Here is an 18,487-nt window from a genome sequence, read left to right on the forward strand (position 1 = left end):
GGACAGGCAGCCGTGCGCGACCAGCTCAAGACCGAGGCGGAGCAGCCGCCCGCCGTCCCGGGTCAGCGCCGCCATCTCCCGGCCAGGCCGCCGACGGCACGACCGGACCGCGCCGGCGCGGCGGAACGGGCGGACCGGGTGGCGGACCGCCTCGCCTACCTCGACGCGGCGACCCGGCGGATCAACAGCGCCCTCGACCTGGCCGCGACCCTGCGCAACATCGGCCGGGTGCTGGTCCCGACCCTCGCCGACGCCGCCGTCGTCCACCTGCGCGATCCGCTGCCCAACGTCGAGCGCGAACCCGGCTTCCCGGAGGAGCTGCGGATACACCACAGCACCGGCACCCGGATCGGCCGCCGCGGCCGCAAGAGCGGCGCCGACGACCGGCACCGCTCACGCTTCGGCTCCCGCTCGACCGCCGACACCGGCCCGGCCACCCCGGTCACCCGCGGCGGCGCGCTGGCGCACATCCTGCTGAGCCGCCGCCCCGCCGAGTCGGCCGTCCTCGGCACGCCGGCCGCCGAGCGCACCGAGGCGCTGCTGCGCGAGCTGTACGGCACCCGAGGGCTGGCCCGGCTGGCCGCCGGCACCTCGGTGGTCGCCCTGCCGCTGCGCGGCCGCAAGGCCGTCCTCGGTCTGCTGGTGCTGATCCGCCGGCCTCCTGAACGCACCGGCCGCCCGGCCTTCGACGCGGCGGACACCGCGACCGCCGCCCACCTGGCGACCCAGGCCGGGCTGGCCGTGGACACCGCGCTGCGGTACGCCCGCGAGTGGGAGATAGCCAACGAACTCCAGCGCAGCATGCTGCCGTTGCGGCTGCCGCAGTCGCACGGCGTCCGGCTCGCCCAGCGCTACCTGCCCGGTGAGCGCGGCGCGCAGGTCGGCGGCGACTGGTACGACGCCGTGCCGCTGCCCGGCAACCGGGTCGCCCTGATCGTCGGCGACGTGATGGGCCACTCGCTCACCTCGGCCGCCATCATGGGCCAACTCCGCACCAGCGCACAGACCTTGGCCGCACTCGACCTGCCGCCGCACGAGGTGCTCTACCACCTGGACGAACAGGCCCAGCGGCTCGGCCGCGAACAGCACCTGGCCACCTGCGTGTACGCGGTGTACGACCCGATCGCCAACCGGGTGGTGCTGGCCAACGCCGGGCACGTCCCGCCGGTGCTGGTCCGCCCGGACGGCACGGCCGAGTTGGTGGAGCTGGACTCCGGGGCGCCGATCGGGGTCGGCGGGGTGGACTTCAACTCGGTCGAGCTGCCCGCGCCGCCCGGGTCGGCGCTGCTGCTGTTCACCGACGGTCTGGTGGAGACCCGCACCCGGCCGCTCAGCGACGGCCTGGAGGTGCTCCGCGCGCGGATCGCGGCGGCCCGCTGGCAGTCCCCCGAGCAGCTGTGCCAGGAGGCGCTGCGGATCCTGCCGCCGGGGGACCGCGGCGACGACATCGCCCTGCTGGGCGCCTGCTTCGACGGCATCCCGGCCGGGGACGTCGCCCACTGGTACCTGCAGCCGCGCAACGAGACGCCCGGCCGGGCCCGTCGGCTGGCCGCGCACACGCTGCGCCGCTGGGGGCTGGACGAACTGAGCGAGGCGACCGAGCTGATGGTCAGCGAGCTGGTGACCAACGCCGTCCAGCACGCGACCCGGCCGGTCACCCTGAGCCTGGTGCGCACCACCCGGCTGCGCTGCGAGGTCGGCGACGACAGCCCGCTGCTGCCGCGCCCGCGCCGTACCGGTCCGGAGGACGAACGCGGGCGCGGGCTGCAGATAGTGGCCCGGTGCGCGGACCGCTGGGGCGCGACCCGGCTGGGCACCGGCAAGGTGGTCTGGTTCGAACAGCGGCTGCCGCAGTAGCGGGGTGCCCGGTGGGGCGACCCCACCGGGCACCCCGGACGTCACACCTTCACGGGCTCCTTCGCCTGCTCGCCCTCCAGCCGGGCGATCAGCTGCTCGCCCTCCATGTCGACCTTCGGCACGACCTTCTCCAGCCGCTTCGGGAACCACCAGGCCGCCCTGCCGAACAGCGCCATCGCGGCCGGCACCAGCGCCATCCGCACCACGAAGGCGTCCACCAGCACGCCCACCGCGAGGGCGAAGCCGATCGGCTGGACGATCGGGTCGTGCCCGAGGACGAAGGCGCCGAACACCGAGATCATGATCAGCGCGGCCGCCGTCACCACCCGGGCGCCGCCCTTGACCCCGCCGACGACCGCCTCGCGCGGCGCCTTGCCGTGGACGTACTGCTCCTTCATCCCGGAGACCAGGAACAGTTCGTAGTCCATCGCCAGCCCGAACAGCACGCCGATCAGCAGGATCGGCACGAAGCTGACCACCGGGCCGACCTTCGGCACGTCGATCAGGCCGTCCAGCCAGCCCCACTGGTAGACCGCGACCACCGCGCCGAGCGAGGCCAGGATGCTGAGCAGGAAGCCCAGCACCGCCTTGAGCGGCACCAGCACCGAGCGGAAGGCCAGCGCGAGCAGCACCAGGGCGATGCCGACGATCACCGCGACGAACGGCGGCAGCGCCTGGCCGAGCTTGGCGGAGACGTCGATGTTGGCGGCGGTGGTGCCGGTGACGGCGATGCTCGCGCCGGTCGCCGCCCTGAGCCCGTCGCGCTGGTCGCGGATCTCGCCGACCAGTGCCGCGGTGGCCTTGTCGTCCGGGCCGGTCTTCGGGATGACCGGCACCAGGGCGGTGCCACCGGCCCGGTCGATCTTCGGCGGCAGCAGGGTCTGCACGCCCTTCAGGCCCTGCAGCCGGCCGGCCACCTCGTGCACCGCCTGCTCCGGCTTCGGCGTGCCGTGGGCGTCCACGACCACCACCAGCGGCGCGTTGAAGCCGGGGCCGAAGCCGTCGCTGACCAGGTCGTACGCCGTGCGGGCGTCCGTCCCGACGGCCTGTGAACCGCCGCCCGGCAGGCCGAGGTTCAGGCTCGCGGCGGGCACCGCCATGGTGCCCAGCCCGGCCAGGCCGACCAGCAGGACGGGCAACGGGCGGCGGACCACGAAGCGGGCCCAGCGCTCACCCAGGGTGATCTTGCCGTGGGTGGTCAGCGCCCGCTTCCAGATCGGCAGCCGGTCGATCGCGCGGCCGGTGAAGCCGAGCACCGCGGGCAGCAGCGTGATCGCGACCAGGACGGCCACCACGACGGCGCCGGAGGCGGCCAGGCCCATCACGGTGAGGAACGGGACGCCGGCGACGGCCAGTCCGGCGAGCGCCACGACCACGGTCAGACCGGCGAAGACGACGGCGCTGCCGGCCGTGGCGGTGGCCCGGGCGGCGGACTCCTCCGGCTCCAGGCCCTCGTCCAGGTGGCGGCGGTAGCGGAACAGGATGAACAGCGCGTAGTCGATGCCGACCGCGAGGCCGACCATCAGCGCCAGCACCGGGGCGGTGGTGATGATCTCGAAGGAGCCGGTCAGCGCCAGCAGTGCGGCCATCGCGACGGCGACGCCGACCAGCGCGGTCAGCAGCGGCAGCCCGGCCGCGACCAGGGTGCCGAGGGTGATCACCAGGACCACCCCGGCCACCACCAGGCCGATCGCCTCGGAGCCGCCCTCGATCTGGGCGAACTTGTTGTACGCGTCGCCGCCGAAGGCCACCTCCAGGCCGGCCGCGCGGGCCGGCTCGGCGGCGGCCCTGACCGCGTCGCGCTGCCGGTCGGTGACGTCGGCGAGCTTGTGGTCGAAGGAGACCAGCGCGATCGCGACCTTGCCGTCCGGGGAGACGGCGCCGGTGGCGTACGGGTCGGGCACCGCGGCCACGCCGGGGACGTGGGCGATCCGGGCGACGGCCTCGCCGACCGCCTTGCCCGCCTCGGGCGAGGTGAGGCCGCCGGGCGCCCCGGCGGCGAAGACCACCTGGGCGGAGCCGTGGCCCTGCTCGGGGAAGGTGCCCTTGATCCGGTCCAGGGTGGCCTGCGCCTCGGTGCCCGGGACCTTGAACTCGTCGCTGGTCTTGCCCGCGAAGGCGCCCGCGGCCCCGCCGATGGCGATCAGCAGCGCGATCCAGACGGCCAGCACGGCGCGCCTTCTCCGGAAGCAGTGGCGGCCCAGTCGGTACAGGTACGTGGCCAAGGTCTGACCCCTCGTGGTGCGGTCGGCGGACAGGCGGGTGCCTGAGCGAACCCGTCCCACGGTAGACCCAACTTTGTCAGGTGACAAAGTTGACCGATCCAATCGGTCGACACAGTTGCCCGACCATGGCGCTACCCTGGCTGAATGGCTCATGTCCCCGCCTCCGAACGCCGACCCCAGCTGGTCCGGGCCGCGATCGACCTGATGACCCGGGAGGGAATCTCGGCCGGCAGCACCCGCGCGATCGCGGCCGAGCTGGGCGTTGCCCAGGCGACGGTGCACTACACCTTCGGCACCAAGAAGGACCTCTACCGGGCCGTCGTCGAGGAGGTGACCGCCCAGTTCATCGACCAGGTGCGCGCCGCCTCCCCCGGCGACGGCCCGTTCGGCGAACAGGTCCGCACCCTCGTGCACGCACTCTGGGACGCCGCCACCGGCGAGGACGGGCGCTGCGTCCTGCTCAGCGAGTTCCAGACGCTGGCGATGCGCGACCCGGACGTCCGGGAGATCATGCTCGGGCTGCAGCGCGCCATGGAGGGCACCGCCACCGAGATGCTCGCCACCCTCACCGCCGCCCACGGGCTGACCCTCGCCCTGCCCGCCGACCGGATCGCCGCCCACTTCCTCGCCGGCTTCGACGGGCTGACGGCCCGCCACCTGATCCGGCGCCACCCGGGCGAACGTCCCGACCCGGAGACCCTGGCGGCGCTGGACCTGCTGGTGGCGACCACGGTCGGGCTCTGCCTCGGCGCGCCGGCAGCGGGCTAGACGAAGGCCCTATTCGGCGATCCGGACCGGCAGTTCGGCCAGCACCTCGCGCAGCGCCGCACCGAAGCGCTCGTACTCGGCGCTGCGGGCCGAACCCGGCCGGGTGGCCAGCCCGATCCGGCGGCCCGGCGCCGGATCGGCGAAGCGGACGGCGGCCAGCCGGTCGGTGCGCCCGGCCTCGACGTCCAGCGCGGTGGCGGGCAGCAGGGTCACCCCGAGGCCCCCGGCGACGAGCTGGACCAGGGTGGACAGGCCCGCCGCGCGGGTGGTGGAGCCGGCCGGGTCGGCGCCGACCTCCCGGCAGATGTCGAGGGCCTGGTCGCGCAGGCAGTGGCCCTCCTCCAGCAGCAGCACGTCCAGGTCGAGCAGCACGTCGCGCGGGACGTCGGTCCGCCCCGCGAGCGGGTGCTCGGGCGGGGTGACCAGGACGAAGTCCTCGTCGAACAGCGGGATGTCCCGGGTCGGCGAGGAGCCGCCGGCCGGGAGCGCGAGCAGCAGGACGTCCAGCCGCCCGGCGGCCAGGCCCTCCAGCAGCGAGGGGGTGCGCTCCTCGTGGACGTGCGGCTCCAGCTCCGGGAAGCGGTCGCGGACCAGCCGCAGCACGATGGGCAGCAGGTACGGCGCGACGGTCGGGATCACCCCGAGGTGCAGCGGTCCGGTGAACGGACGGCGGGCGGCCTCGACCTCCTCGGTGAGGGCCTGCAGCGAGGCGAGCACTCGGCGCGCGTGCGCGTGCACGCGCTCCCCCAGGGGAGTGACGATCACCTTGCGCGTCGTACGCTCGACCAGTTGGGCACCCAGCGACTCCTCCAGCGCCGCGACCGCCCCGGACAGCGCCGGCTGGCTGGTCCCGGTCGCGGCGGCGGCCTCCCGGAAGTGCCGGTGCTCGGCCACCGCGACGAAGGCCCTGAGCTGGGCGACCGTCGGGGTGCGCGGACTGCGCACTGTGGTGCTCCCCACAGTCGGCTCGGGTTTGGCGGCGGCGCCCCTGCGGGCGCCGGGCCGCGACGTGGGCGATTCGGTATTGATAGCAATCTCCGATCAGACACATCCAGTGTAGCTATTTCCCTGATCAGTCCACGATGTGGAATGGTGGGTTCGTGTCCGGAATCCGGACAAAACTCCCCGCAGTCTCATGTTCTGGAGAAGCGCACGTGCTCACGATCGGTGACAAGTTCCCCGAGTTCGACCTCAAGGCCTGCGTCGACCTGGAGGCCGCGAGCGCCTTCGCCGACATCGACCACAAGACCTACGAGGGCAAGTGGAAGATCGTCTTCTTCTGGCCGATGGACTTCACCTTCGTCTGCCCGACCGAGATCGCCGCGTTCGGCAAGCTGAACGACGAGTTCGCCGACCGTGACGCCCAGATCCTCGGCGTCTCCGGCGACTCCGAGTTCGTGCACCACGCCTGGCGCAAGGACCACAAGGACCTGCGCGACCTGCCCTTCCCGATGCTGGCCGACATCAAGCACGACCTGATGCGCGCCTGCGGCGTCGAGGGCGAGGACGGCACCGCCCAGCGCGCCGTGTTCATCGTCGACCCGAACAACGAGATCCAGTTCGTCATGGTCACCGCCGGCTCCGTCGGCCGTAACCCCAAGGAGGTCCTGCGGGTGCTGGACGCCCTGCAGACCGACGAGCTGTGCCCGTGCAACTGGACCAAGGGCGAGGACACCCTCGACGCCCAGGCCCTGCTGGCGGGCTGACCCATGGCCCTCGACGACCTGAAGGCCGCCCTCCCGGACTACGCCAAGGACCTCAAGCTCAACCTGGGCTCGGTCATCGGCAACGCCGACCTCCCCGCCCAGCAGCTCTGGGGCACCGTGCTGTCCTGCGCGATGGCCACCCGCAGCCCCGGCCTGCTCCGCGAGCTGGAGCCCGAGGCCAAGGCCAACCTCTCCCCGGAGGCGTACACCGCCGCCAAGGGCGCGGCCGCGATCATGGGGATGAACAACGTCTACTACCGGACGCTGCACCTGCTCTCCGACAAGGAGTACAGCACGATGCGGGCCGGTCTGCGGATGAACATCATCGGCACCCCGGGCGTCGAGAAGATCGACTTCGAGCTCTGGTGCTTCGCCGTCTCGGCCATCAACGGCTGCGGCCAGTGCCTCGACTCGCACGAGGCCGTCCTGCGCAAGGCCGGCGTCGAGCGCGAGGTCATCCAGGCCTCGATGAAGATCGCCGCCGTCCTGCAGGCCGTGGCCGGCGTCCTCGACTCCGAGGCCGCCCTCGCCGCCGTCAACGCCTGACGCACCCCGTACCCCTGACGGGCCCCTCCGCTTGCCGGAGGGGCCCGTCGGCGTTTCCGGGCCCCGGGAGGGTACTCAACTCCGCTACAGTGCAAGGCGATCCGTGCACGACATTCGGTCCGAGGGGGAACCGCGGTGTCCGACCACCCGGAAAACGGCGGGGGCTTCCACGTCGACCCGGACGAACTCCGGCAGGCCGGGAGCACCGCCGTCGAAACGGCCGGCCGGATCCCCGGTGAACTCAAAGCACTGCTCGACGCTTCGAACCAGTCCGCGGCCGGACTGCCCGGGCTCCAGTGCGGCACCGCGCTCGGCACCTGCACCACCGTCTGGAACACCCTGCTGACGGACCTGCACACCACGATGGGACGGCAGGGCCAGGGCCTCATCGACGCGGGCCTCGGCTACGGGAGCACCGACCAGCGGATCAGCACGGCGTTCGGCCCGGACACCCGTACCGCCCCAGCCGGCCCGACCGCACAGCAGAAGCAGAACTTCGTCCTGCACTTCGGTTAGGGGGGCGACCGCATGGACCTCGCCACACTGCGCGACAGCGACCTCAGCCACCTGTACGCCGCCGCCGACGCCTACGACAAGCTGCACGGCTGCTTCGGACAGCACCTGGACACGTGGCGCGACGGCGTCGACGGCCGCATCGCGGCCGCCGGTTGGTCCGGGCCCTCCGCCGACGCGGCCCGCCCGGCACTGCGCCGCAGCACCAGCGAGCTGAAGGCCGCCCACAGCGAGATCGGACAGATCGGCCGGAGCATCCGCGCCGGAGCCGACGCGCTGGCCCTCGCCCAATCCGCGCTGCGCACGGCACTGACCGACGTGCAGACGGCCGGTATGTCCGTCGACGCCCGCGGCGCCGTCTCCTGGCCGCCCGGCAGCTACGCCGACCAGCACGACCCCGAGTACCGGAAGAGCTGCGAGCGCACCGCCACAGCACTCGCCACCCGTATCTCAACCGCGCTCACCGAGGCCGGCACCCTCGACCAGGCGATCGCCGCCCGACTCCGGCACTACATCAAGCGCGCCCAGGACGGCACCGGCCTCGACCCGGCCTCCGCCGTCAGCGACCGGCTCGACCTGGCCCTCGCTCCGGACGAGCTGCTGCTCGGCGGCGTCCCCAAGGACGACGCGTCGCCCACCGAGGTCAACGCCTGGTGGAGCGCACTGCCCGCCGACAAGCAGCAGTGGCTCATCAAGGAGCATCCGGACCTGGTCGGCAACCGCGACGGCATCCCCGCCGTCGCCAGGAACCAGGCCAACCGGATCCTCCTGCCGAAACTCATCGCCGCGTACGAGAAGGGCGGCCCGTCGTCCGACCCGCACGGCGCTCTGAAGCTGGACGGGTACCGCAGGATCGCCGAGCGGCTGCGCCGGACCGACGGGACGGAACCGCCGGTCTTCCTGCTCGGCATCGGCGGGGAAGGACAGGGCCGCGGCATCCTCTCCTTCGGGAACCCCGACACCGCCCAGGACGTCACCTCGCTGGTCGGCGGCCTGGGCACCACGCTGCGGCGCATCGGCGGCGGTGACGCGGACCGGGCACTGGCCGTGTACCACGCGGCCCAGCGGGCCGACTCGACACGCAGCACGGCATCCATCGCCTGGCTGGGGTACGACGCGCCACTCGGCTTCGCGGAAGCCGGCGACATGAGTCGCGCCCAGGGCGGCGTCGACGCCTACCGCGCGTTCCTCCAAGGACAACGCGTCACGCACCAGGGAGCACCGGCCCATGTCACGGCCGAGGGCCACAGCTTCGGTTCCCTCCTGGTCGGCCTCGCCGCGAGGAAACCGGCCGGCATCGCCGCCGACGACGTCGTCCTCGTCGGCAGCCCCGGCGCCGATGCCTTCCACGCCTCGGAGTTCTCGGTAGGGGCCGATCACACCTACGTCGGCGCCGCCTCCTGGGACCACATCTCCCACCTCGGCTGGTACACCAGGGACCCGGCTGGCGCGGACTTCGGCGCCCGGCGCTTCGCCGTGGACGGTGGGTCTCCCGACTTCACCGCGCACTCGTCCTACTGGGACGACGGCCCCGGCGACGACCACACCTCGGTCGACAACATCGGAAGGATCGTCAGTGGCCACGGCGGCCAGATCACCGAGGCGGCTGGGCGCGATGACTGACCTCGGCCCGCCGTGCCGGCCGTCGGCCGCCCTCCTGGCGGCGCCGGCGCGGCGGCGGGGATCGCGGGCCGCCCGGTGAGCGGCCGGGGGCAGCCGCGCTCCGGCGGGTGCGGGTGGATGGTGCTGGCCACCGTCTGGTGGACGGTGATCTGCTTCGTCTCGGTGTTCTGGACGATCTTCGCGACCGAACACCCGCCCTGGCACGGGTACTACGCCCTGCTGTGGGTGGTGGGGCTGCCCTGGGGCGGGCCGGTGCTGGGAGCCGCACTGACCCGCGGGGTGCTGCGGCGGACGTCGCTTCGCGGGTCGCACTGGGCGGAGCAGGAGGCCCTGATCGCGACCGGCGCGCTGGTGGGGCTGGCGATCGCGGCAGCCCTCACCTCCGTGCTTTCCGCGCTCCCCTAGTCCGCGGCCGCCGCCGGCTGAGCCGCCCCCGGTTGAGTCCCTGCCGGTTGAGCCCCTGCCGGTTGGGCGGCCGCCGTGCGTTCGGCGGCCTCGCGGGCGGCTTCGAGGGCGGTGAAGACGGCCTGGCCGGCCTCGTTGCGGCGGCGCAGGTGGGCGACCACGGTGTTGGTGACGGCGATCAACGGGACGGCGACCACCGCGCCGCCGATGCCGCCGATGATGCCGCCGGCCGCGACGCCGAGGACCACGCCGAGGGGGTGGACCCGGACGGCCCGGCCGAGGATGAGCGGCTGGAGGATGTGGCTCTCCACCTGCATCACCGCGATCAGCACGACCAGCACCATCAGCGCCGTCCACGGCCCCTGGGTGACCAGGGCGATCAGGACGGCGACGGTCCCGGTGACCAGGGCTCCGACCAGCGGGACGAACGCGCCGAGGAAGATGATCACGGCCAGTGGCATGGCCAGCGGCACGCCGAGCAGGTCGATGCCGATGCCGATGCAGACGGCGTCGATGAAGGCCACGCAGACGGTGCCGCGCACGTACGCGGTGAGCGTCGTCCAGGCCTTCGGGCCGGCTCCGGCCATCGCGAAACGGGACTGCCGGGGCAGGCCGCGCAGCGCCCAGTTCCAGATGTTGGCGCCGTCGTAGAGGAAGAAGAAGGTGGTGAAGAAGGTCATCAGCAGCGCGGTCAGGATCTCGACGGCGATCTGCGCGCCGGTGATCGAGGCCGAGGTGAGCTGGTCGGTGTTGGTGGTGATGGCCTTGGTGATCTGGTTGGCGAAGTCGGTGATCTGCTGCTGGGTCAGGTGCAGCGGTCCGGTGATCATCCAGTCCCGCAGCTGGTTGACGCCGGTCTTCACCTGGTTGGTGACGTCGGGCAGGTTGGTGGAGACCTGCCACACCACGAACCAGCCGACCAGCCCGATCCCGGCGAGGCCGCTCAGGAAGACCCCGCCCGCGGCGAGCGAGCGCGGCACCCCGCGCCGGCGCAGCCAGGAGACCGAGGGTTCCAGCAGCGCGGTGATCAGCAGTGAGGCGAGCACCGAGAAGGCGACCAGCCGCAGCATGTCGACGACGTAGAAGACGACGTAGAGCGCGGCGCCGAGCAGCAGCAGCCGCCAGGTCGACTCGGCGGCGACCCGCAGACCCCAGGGCACCGCCTCGGCGGGGGTGGCGGGCCGGCCGGGGTGGTACTCCCGGCCGAGTCCGGCGTGCGCGGCGGGCGCGGGCGGCGCGACGGGCACGGCCGCCACGGGCCCCGACCCCGGCTCCGGCTCCGCAGCCGGGGCAGCGGCCCCCGCGGCGTTCACCGCCTCAACCGCCGGCACCGACACCGGCACCGGGGCCGGGTCGGCGCGCGGCACCGGGACCGGGCCGGGTGCCTCGCCGAGGGCGGGTGCGGCGAGTTCCTGCGGGTCGGCCGCCATCGCGGCGCGTCGGCGCCGTTCGATCACGGCGGCCGCGCTCGCCACCACGGCCATGCCCTTGGCCACGGCCTTGAAGGCCTTTCCGCCCCGCGCCATCCTCGTTACCACCGCTTCCCCGCCGGACCCGCCGAGTGCGGCGGTACGCCGTGGGTCCTGCCACGGCCGTCGGGGATGACGCTACCCGGCGGGGGCGGGGCGGGTGCGATCGCCAGGAGGTTCGACGCGATCCGCTCATTCCACAAACTTGGACAAACCGCCGGATTCCAGTTGGTTTCGTCCACAGGCTGAGGGGGAGGAGTCCGAACGGGACCGAACGGTCACCCAGAAGGACCAACCGCCGGCGGACCGGCCGGTGCGGGGAGCTACCAGGACCCCTCCCCGCGCCCCGCGTCCGCACCCAGGACCGCACCGCCCGCGGGCGCACTGGTCAGCGCAGCCCGGGCGGGGCGGCCCGCCCTTTCCGGCGGCCGCCGGAGAACGCAGCCGCCAGAGAACGCAGCCGCCGGAGAACGCAGCCGCCGGAGAACGCAGCCGCTGGAGAACGCCGCGGCCCCCGGTCTCTCGTCGAACGGGACGAGCGGCCGGGGGCCGTGCGGAGTGCGCCGCCCCGCGGGGCGGCGGGCCCTCCTAGTACCAGCTGTGGGCCTGCCAGAACGACCAGGCGCCGCAGGGGCTGCCGTAGCGGCTGTTCATGTAGCCGACGCCCCACTTGATCTGGGTGGCCGGGTTGGTGCGCCAGTCGGCACCGGCCGAGGCCATCTTGGAGCCGGGCAGTGCCTGGACCAGACCGTAGGCGCCGGAGCCGCTGTTGGTCGCGGTGTAGTCCCAGCCGCTCTCGCGCTTCACGATCTGGCTGAAGCACTGGAACTGGGCGTCGTTGCCGACGATCTGCCGGGCCATGTCCTGGACGGAGCCGGGGCTGACCGAGACCGGCGGGGCGCTGTCGTCCACCGCGGACATCGCCGAGCGCGCCTTGGAGCGGTTGGCGGCGGCATCGGCGGCGGCACGCTGGTCGGCGGCGGCCTTGGCGGCCTTGTCCGCGTCGGCCTTGGCCTGGGCGTCGGCCTTCGCCTGGGCGTCCGCGGCGGCCTTCTGGCGCGCGGCCTCCTCGGCGGCCTTCTGCTCGGCGGCGGCCTTGGCCGCGGCGTCGGCGGAGGCCTGCTGGGCGGATGCCTGCTGGCCGATGTTGTCACTCATGGTCTGCGCCTGGGCGCCTGAGGGGACTTCGGCAAGCAGGGTCGCACCGGCGACGTCGACCGTCTGCATCGTCTTGCCCTCGCTGCCCGAGGCCATGCCCACGACGGCACCGACAGCGGTGACGGCGGTGGCGGAGGCCACAGCGACTCCCCGGACCGAGATCCGAGTCACATGGATTCCTTCCAGCATCGCCCACGCGTGACCGTGCGGGCGCAACATGCCCCTTGGCACGGACCTCCGCAGATGCTCTGGTCACGGGAGGTGCTGGCCCGGCGCCCGGTCGACTTGAGGCGACCGGGCGTTGGAATCGGGCGGCGTACGGCTCATCGGTCTTCAATTGTGCGTCCACCAAACGGAGTTGGCGGACCTTCCGGGGCCTGACTTCCGGAGTCCGGAAGCCCTGCCGCGCCGTACGCGGGGCCTGACAGAACCCTCACCATGCCGCACCGGGCACTGTCGACGCAATTCCCGTCCGCGTGGCGCATGTCACATTCACCGCAGGGGAGTTCCCCGGACGGAAAGCACTCGATGTGATGAAAGGGACGGGGCCCGCTCCGTCAGGAGCGGGCCCCGCACCGCCAGTTGACCCTATTGTCCTACTATGCCCGGATCAGGGGCGGTTCACGGGTTGATGTCCTCCAGCATCTCCGTGACCAGCGCCGCGATCGGCGACCGCTCCGAGCGGGTGAGGGTGATGTGGGCGAAGAGCGGATGCCCCTTCAACTTCTCCACCACCGCCACCACACCGTCGTACCGGCCGACCCGGAGGTTGTCCCGCTGCGCCACGTCGTGGGTGAGCACCACCCGCGAGCCCTGGCCGATCCGGGACAGCACCGTCAGCAGGACGTTGCGCTCCAGCGACTGGGCCTCGTCCACGATCACGAAGGCGTCGTGCAGCGAGCGCCCCCGGATGTGGGTCAGCGGCAGGACCTCCAGCATCCCGCGGGCGATGACCTCCTCGATCACGTCCGGGGTGGTGACCGCCGAGAGGGTGTCGAAGACCGCCTGGGCCCAGGGGCCCATCTTCTCCGCCTCACTGCCGGGCAGGTAGCCGAGTTCCTGGCCGCCGACCGCGTACAGCGGCCGGAAGACCATCACCTTGCGGTGCTGCCTCCGCTCCAGCACCGCCTCCAGCCCCGCGCACAGCGCCAGCGCCGACTTGCCGGTGCCGGCCCGGCCGCCCATCGACACGATGCCGATGTCCGGGTCGAGCAGCAGGTCCAGCGCCACCCGCTGCTCGGCGCTGCGACCGCGCAGCCCGAACGCCTCGCGCTCGCCGCGCACCAGCCGGACCCGCCCGTCGCCGGTGACCCGGCCGAGCGCCCGGCCGCGCTCCGAGGTGAGCACCAGCCCGGTGTGCACCGGCAGCTCCTCGGTCCCGTCGATGTCCACCGCGGCGTCGTGGCCGGCCGCGAACAGCGCGTCGACCTGCTCGGCCCCGACGTGCAGTTCGGACATGCCCGTCCAGCCGGAGGTGATCGCGAGCTCGGCCCGGTACTCCTCGGCGAGCAGGCCCACCGAGCTGGCCTTGATCCGCAGCGGGAGGTCCTTGGACACGACGGTGACGTCGTAGCCCTCGGCCTGCAGGTTGCGGGCGACCGCCAGGATCCGGGTGTCCGCCTCGCCGCCGCCGGCGCGGTAGCCGACCGGCAGTATCGACACGTCGGAGTGGTTGAGCTCGACCCTGATCGTGCCGCCCAGTTCGCCGACCGGGATCGGCTCGTCGAGCCGGCCGTGGCGGATGCGGTAGTCGTCGAGCAGGCGCAGCGCCTGGCGGGCGAAGTAGCCCAGCTCCGGGTGGTGGCGCTTGGCCTCCAACTCCGTGACGACCACCACCGGGAGGACGACCTCGTGCTCCTCGAAGCGGGTCATGGCGAGAGGGTCCGCCAGGAGCACGCTGGTGTCGAGAACGTACGTGCGCCGGTCTGGCGTCCGGCGGCTCTTGGAACTGACCACTAGGCCTCCAGAGCGGATGACCCTGCGTCATCCGCGGCATGCCGGCCCCCGCTGCCCCGGTGGCCTCGGGACCGGACTGACTGGAGTATTCCCAGGCGGGGGGCGGTGCATTCGCGCCCTCGGCGAACTGACGGATCATTGCCGGTGAACGTTTGGCCTCGCCCGGGGCCCGGGTAGGCCAGGCCTACGGCGGTCATTCCACCCGGATGTGCGTCGGCCCCACCCGGGACCAGCCCGGGAAGCGCCCCGGTCCGGCCTGCGGACGAACACCCGGTTCGGCCCCGGAGGAGCCGGGCGGGCGCCGGATCAGAGGCCCATCCGCCGGTGCCGCTGTTCGAAGGCGCGCAGCGCGCGCAGGAAGTCGACCTTGCGGAAGGCCGGCCAGTACGCCTCGCAGAAGTAGAACTCGCTGTGCGCGCTCTGCCAGAGCAGGAATCCGGACAGTCGCTGTTCGCCCGAGGTGCGGATGATCAGGTCCGGGTCGGGCTGGTTGGCGGTGTAGAGGTGCTCGGAGATGTGCTCGACGGTCAGGATCTCGGCCAGTTCCTCGATCGAGGTGCCGCGCCCGGCGTGCTCCTGGAGCAGCGAGCGGACGGCGTCGGCGATCTCGTGCCGGCCGCCGTAGCCGACGGCGACGTTGACGGTGATGCCGTCGATCCCGGCGGTCTCCTCGGCGGCGCGCTTGAGCACGTCGGCGGTGTGCTGCGGGAGCAGGTCCAGCGCGCCGACCGGGTTGACCCGCCAGCGGCGGGCGGCGGCCAGGCCGGTGACGGCGTCCTCGATGATGCCGAGCAGCGGGACGAGCTCGTCGGCCGGGCGGTCCAGGTTGTCGGTGGAGAGCATCCACAGGGTGACGACCTTGACGTGGGTCTCGTCGCACCAGCCGAGGAACTCGCTGATCTTGTCGGCGCCGCGCTGGTGGCCGTACACGGTGCTGCCGCCGGCGGCCTTGGCCCAGCGGCGGTTGCCGTCGAGGATCACGCCGATGTGGTGGGGGGTGCGACCGAGGTGGACCTCGACCCGGCGACCGTACAGCCGGTACATCCCACCCAGCAGGGTGCGCAGCCCCGGCGTCCGTTCGGCGACATCGCGCAGACCCATGGTTTCCCGGCCCCTCCGTACTCGTTCGGGCCGGTTCGTCACCGGCCCCGGCGCAGCCTACTCCGGCACGCAGGTGCACGGTAAAGCCGCAGGTAGCGGTCTGGTCACGGTCCTGTGCGAAGTCTGTCGCGGCGGGCGTGTCCGGGCCCGCGGGGCGGGTGCGCCGGGGATCGCGGGGCGGGGTGGCCGTGGTGGACACGGAACGGTCTCCGAATCCTTAAGGGAGCCGTAAACCGGTTGTCGCGTCCTTGACGGCCGGCAATGGTCTAGTCCAGCTTTTGACCCGAGGCGGAAGCGGTTCCTCCCGCCCCCAAGAGTCACCTGCGGACCTCCCCTCCCCCACACGCGGCCGCCGCGCCCCCCACCGCGGCGGCCGCTCCTTCCCCAGGAGCGTCACCCCATGGCCCGTTCGCTGAACCAGCCCGCGCACCGGCGCCGGCGTAGCCCCCTCCCGGCCCTCGCGGCCGGCGCCACCGCCCTCGCCCTGGCCGGCGGCGGCCTCGCCCTCTTCGCCGGCGGTGCCAGTGCGGCGGACGGCAACCTGGTCACCAACGGCGGTTTCGAGAGCGGACTGAGCGGCTGGTCCTGTACCGGCGGCGCGACCGCGGTGTCCTCGCCGGTCCACTCCGGCAGCGGTGCGCTGCAGGCCGCCCCGGGTGCGGGCGACACCGCCGAGTGCACCCAGACCATCAGCGTGCTGCCCAACACCAGTTACACCCTCAGCGCCTGGGTGCAGGGCCCGTACGTCTACCTCGGGGCGCGCGGCACCGGCGGCACCGACCCGTCCTCCTGGTCGAACCAGAGCAGTTGGAACCAGCTGTCCAGCACCTTCACCACCGGGGCGAACGCCACCAGCGTGACGGTCTACCTGCACGGCTGGTACGGGCAGGGCGCCTACCTCGCCGACGACGTCGCGCTGGTCGGCCCGGGTGGCACCGCCACCCCGTCGCCGACGGCCACCCCCACCCAGACGCCGACCCCGTCGCCGACGGCCACCGCCACTCCCACCCGGACCACGACGCCGACGCCCACCGCGACGCCCACCCCGACCCCCACGGCCACGCCGACCGCGACCCCGACCGCCACCACCCCGCCGGCCACCGGTCTGCCGGCCCACGCGCTCACCGGCTACTGGCAGAACTTCGACAACGGCTCGACCCCGCAGCGCCTGAGCGACGTCCAGAACGCGTACGACATCATCGCGGTCTCCTTCGCCGACGCCGTGCCGACCCAGACCGGCGCGATCAGCTTCACCCTGGACCCGGGCCTGTCCAAGGCACTCGGCGGCTACACCGACGCCCAGTTCCGCGCCGACATCAAGGCCAAGCAGGCGGCCGGCAAGAAGGTCGTCCTCTCCATCGGCGGCCAGAACGGCGCGATCACCGTCGCCGACGGCACCGCCGGGGCGAACTTCGCCAACAGCGCCTCCGCGATCCTCAAGGACTACGGCTTCGACGGCATCGACGTCGACCTGGAGAACGGCGTCCAGGCCGGCCCGCTGGGCGACGCGCTGCACGCCCTGCAGGCCAAGGTCGGCCCCGGCTTCGTCCTGACCATGGCCCCCGAGACCATCGGGATGTACAGCACCGCCGGCGCCTACTTCCAGCTGGCGCTGAACACCAAGGACATCCTGACCGTCGTCAACACCCAGTTCTACAACTCGGGCGGCATGAACGGCTGCGACGGCAAGGTCTACAACCAGGGCACGGTCGACTTCATCACCTCGCAGGTCTGCACCCACATCCAGGGCGGCCTGCGGCCCGACCAGGTCGGCATCGGCGTCCCCGCCTCCAGCAAGGCGGCCGGCGGCGGCTACGTCGACCCGTCGGTGGTGAACAACGCGCTCAACTGCCTGGCCACCGGCAACAACTGCGGCAGCTTCGTGCCGCCGGCCAAGTGGCCCACCATCCGGGGCGCGATGACCTGGTCCACCAACTGGGACGCCAACAACGGCAACGCGTTCTCGAACGTGGTCGGCCCGTTCGTCCACAAGATGTCCTAGAGCCGCAACTCCCTTCGGCGCGCCACTCCTTGAGGGTGGGGCCGGCGCGCCGACGGCGGGGCCCGCCGTACCGCTTCCGGTACGGCGGGCCCCTTCGGCGCTACCGGTTTCCCCGCCACCGACTTTCGCGCCACCGACTTTCACACCACCGGGTTCCGCGCCACCGGGTTCCGCGCTACCGGGCGAGCACCGCGGTGAGCGCGCCGAGCAGCAGGAACGGGCCGACCGGGACTTCGAGCCCGCGCCACGGGCGGCGGCGGACCAGCAGGACGGCGACCCGCAGGGTGCCCCACAGCCCGGCGAGCACCACCGCGGCGACCAGCCCGCCGATCGCGACCCACCAGCCGTACCAGCCGAGCAGCCCGCCCAGGGCGAGCCCGAGCGGGGAGTCTCCGGGGCCCAACGCGCCGATCTGGACGGCGACTTCGAGCAGCGCCCCGACGGCCAGCGCGACCAGCAGGCAGCGCAGCAGCACTCCGGGGCGCCCCTCGGCCAGGGCCGCCACCGCCAGCAGCGCGGCCACCCCGGCCAGCAGCGGCCCGGTCAGCCGGTACGGCAGCCGGCGCACCCGGGCGTCCGTGAAGCCGAGGGCCACGCCGAGCCCGCCCGCCCAGGCGAGCGCCGCCGCCTGCGGCCCGTCCGCCGCGTACGCCACCGCGACCGCGACCGCCGCCGCGACCGCCTCCACCGTTCCCGCCCCGGCGCCCAGCCGGCCCCGGCAACCCGGGCAGCGCCCGGTCGGCGGCAACGCCGCCCCCACCGCGCGGCCGCACAACGGGCAGGCCTCGCACCGGGGTTCGCCCTCGGGCACGGCGAAGCGGGCGACCAGCGCGCGCAGCAGCGGGGCCACCAGGAGTCCGACCAGCACCGCCCCGGTCACGACCGCCACCACCAGCACTCCCCTCCTCGTCGACGCACCGCGCCCCATCTTTCCGTCCGGAGCGGGCGGGTGGTGTGCCGTCCGTCTCGTTCGGTGCCGGAATCCGCGCCGGAATCCGACGGCGTTCCTCGCATACATGAGCATTCCGGACATTGGGCCACCGGTTTGAAAGGCCGCCCGACGTCCCTGCCTCCCGATCCAAGGAGGACAATCCGGGCCTGGTGAGCCGTGCCCCCGGACGGCCGACGCGGGGCCCCGGCGAGCCCCTAAAGTAGGCA

Annotated in this window: 15 protein-coding genes; 8 read left to right on the forward strand and 7 right to left on the reverse strand. The window is 73.1% G+C overall.

The window, feature by feature from the left end; genetic code table 11:
* Positions 1-12 precede the first annotated feature (12 nt).
* Complete coding sequence (locus ACZ3YL_RS19975) at positions 13-1,857, forward strand: ATP-binding SpoIIE family protein phosphatase (protein WP_188309598.1); 1,845 nt, start codon at positions 13-15, stop codon at positions 1,855-1,857.
* 41 nt (positions 1,858-1,898) lie between these two features.
* Here ACZ3YL_RS19975 and ACZ3YL_RS19980 read toward each other — a convergent pair whose 3' ends face one another.
* Positions 1,899-4,082, reverse strand: a complete 2,184-nt coding sequence (locus ACZ3YL_RS19980) for an MMPL family transporter (protein WP_188309597.1) — start codon at positions 4,080-4,082, stop codon at positions 1,899-1,901.
* A 144-nt stretch (positions 4,083-4,226) separates the two neighbouring features.
* On the opposite strand from ACZ3YL_RS19980, the gene ACZ3YL_RS19985 reads away from it, so the two are divergent.
* The gene (locus ACZ3YL_RS19985; protein ID WP_188309596.1) at positions 4,227-4,850 is read left to right on the forward strand and encodes a TetR/AcrR family transcriptional regulator; all 624 of its coding nucleotides are present in this window, start codon (positions 4,227-4,229) and stop codon (positions 4,848-4,850) included.
* A 9-nt stretch (positions 4,851-4,859) separates the two neighbouring features.
* On the opposite strand, the gene ACZ3YL_RS19990 is transcribed toward ACZ3YL_RS19985, so the two are convergent.
* Positions 4,860-5,795 carry a LysR substrate-binding domain-containing protein gene (locus tag ACZ3YL_RS19990; protein ID WP_188309595.1) on the reverse strand — a complete coding sequence of 312 codons (936 nt, stop codon included), beginning with the start codon at positions 5,793-5,795 and terminating at the stop codon, positions 4,860-4,862.
* A gap of 209 nt (positions 5,796-6,004) precedes the next feature.
* Between ACZ3YL_RS19990 and ACZ3YL_RS19995 the strand changes: the two genes are divergently transcribed.
* From ACZ3YL_RS19995 to ACZ3YL_RS20015, 5 genes are all read left to right on the forward strand, one after another.
* Entirely contained in the window at positions 6,005-6,556 is a 552-nt protein-coding gene (locus ACZ3YL_RS19995; RefSeq protein ID WP_188309594.1) for a peroxiredoxin, read from the forward strand.
* A gap of 3 nt (positions 6,557-6,559) precedes the next feature.
* The gene (locus ACZ3YL_RS20000; protein WP_465658770.1) at positions 6,560-7,102 is read left to right on the forward strand and encodes an alkyl hydroperoxide reductase; all 543 of its coding nucleotides are present in this window, start codon (positions 6,560-6,562) and stop codon (positions 7,100-7,102) included.
* A gap of 135 nt (positions 7,103-7,237) precedes the next feature.
* Positions 7,238-7,618: a WXG100 family type VII secretion target gene (locus ACZ3YL_RS20005; protein WP_188309592.1), complete on the forward strand. Its 381-nt coding sequence runs from the start codon at positions 7,238-7,240 to the stop codon at positions 7,616-7,618.
* Positions 7,619-7,630: 12 nt separating this feature from the next.
* On the forward strand, positions 7,631-9,238 hold the full coding sequence (locus ACZ3YL_RS20010; RefSeq protein WP_465658772.1) for an alpha/beta hydrolase: 1,608 nt from the start codon (positions 7,631-7,633) through the stop codon (positions 9,236-9,238).
* Between the two features lie 117 nt (positions 9,239-9,355).
* Positions 9,356-9,643 (forward strand): hypothetical protein, encoded by a 288-nt coding sequence (locus ACZ3YL_RS20015; RefSeq protein ID WP_188308242.1) that lies wholly within the window; start codon positions 9,356-9,358, stop codon positions 9,641-9,643.
* Here the strand turns inward: ACZ3YL_RS20015 and ACZ3YL_RS20020 are convergent.
* The 4 genes from ACZ3YL_RS20020 to ACZ3YL_RS20035 form a co-directional block, all read right to left on the reverse strand.
* Positions 9,640-11,169, reverse strand: coding sequence for an AI-2E family transporter (locus ACZ3YL_RS20020; RefSeq protein WP_465658775.1), 1,530 nt, complete (start codon positions 11,167-11,169; stop codon positions 9,640-9,642). The two genes, ACZ3YL_RS20015 and ACZ3YL_RS20020, sit on opposite strands and share 4 nt — an antisense overlap.
* 531 nt (positions 11,170-11,700) lie before the next feature.
* Entirely contained in the window at positions 11,701-12,441 is a 741-nt protein-coding gene (locus ACZ3YL_RS20025) for an aggregation-promoting factor C-terminal-like domain-containing protein (protein WP_188306935.1), read from the reverse strand.
* Positions 12,442-12,891: 450 nt separating this feature from the next.
* On the reverse strand, positions 12,892-14,226 hold the full coding sequence (locus ACZ3YL_RS20030) for a PhoH family protein (protein ID WP_188306934.1): 1,335 nt from the start codon (positions 14,224-14,226) through the stop codon (positions 12,892-12,894).
* Positions 14,227-14,532: 306 nt separating this feature from the next.
* Positions 14,533-15,327, reverse strand: a complete 795-nt coding sequence (locus ACZ3YL_RS20035) for an isoprenyl transferase (RefSeq protein ID WP_188306933.1) — start codon at positions 15,325-15,327, stop codon at positions 14,533-14,535.
* A gap of 400 nt (positions 15,328-15,727) precedes the next feature.
* On the opposite strand from ACZ3YL_RS20035, the gene ACZ3YL_RS20040 reads away from it, so the two are divergent.
* On the forward strand, positions 15,728-17,329 hold the full coding sequence (locus ACZ3YL_RS20040; RefSeq protein ID WP_465658780.1) for a chitinase: 1,602 nt from the start codon (positions 15,728-15,730) through the stop codon (positions 17,327-17,329).
* A 175-nt stretch (positions 17,330-17,504) separates the two neighbouring features.
* Here ACZ3YL_RS20040 and ACZ3YL_RS20045 read toward each other — a convergent pair whose 3' ends face one another.
* Complete coding sequence (locus ACZ3YL_RS20045; protein ID WP_465658782.1) at positions 17,505-18,218, reverse strand: prepilin peptidase; 714 nt, start codon at positions 18,216-18,218, stop codon at positions 17,505-17,507.
* Between the last annotated feature and the right edge of the window lie 269 nt (positions 18,219-18,487).

Source organism: Kitasatospora sp. NPDC023176 (assembly GCF_055560495.1).

Coding starts and splice junctions, on each gene's coding strand:
- ACZ3YL_RS20015 (WP_188308242.1), top strand. CDS start 9,356: ATGGTGCTGGCCACCGTCTGGTGGACGGTGATCTGCTTCGTCTCGGTG.
- ACZ3YL_RS20000 (WP_465658770.1), top strand. CDS start 6,560: ATGGCCCTCGACGACCTGAAGGCCGCCCTCCCGGACTACGCCAAGGAC.
- ACZ3YL_RS20010 (WP_465658772.1), top strand. CDS start 7,631: ATGGACCTCGCCACACTGCGCGACAGCGACCTCAGCCACCTGTACGCC.
- ACZ3YL_RS20035 (WP_188306933.1), bottom strand. CDS start 15,327: ATGGGTCTGCGCGATGTCGCCGAACGGACGCCGGGGCTGCGCACCCTG.
- ACZ3YL_RS19985 (WP_188309596.1), top strand. CDS start 4,227: ATGGCTCATGTCCCCGCCTCCGAACGCCGACCCCAGCTGGTCCGGGCC.
- ACZ3YL_RS20040 (WP_465658780.1), top strand. CDS start 15,728: ATGGCCCGTTCGCTGAACCAGCCCGCGCACCGGCGCCGGCGTAGCCCC.
- ACZ3YL_RS20020 (WP_465658775.1), bottom strand. CDS start 11,169: ATGGCGCGGGGCGGAAAGGCCTTCAAGGCCGTGGCCAAGGGCATGGCC.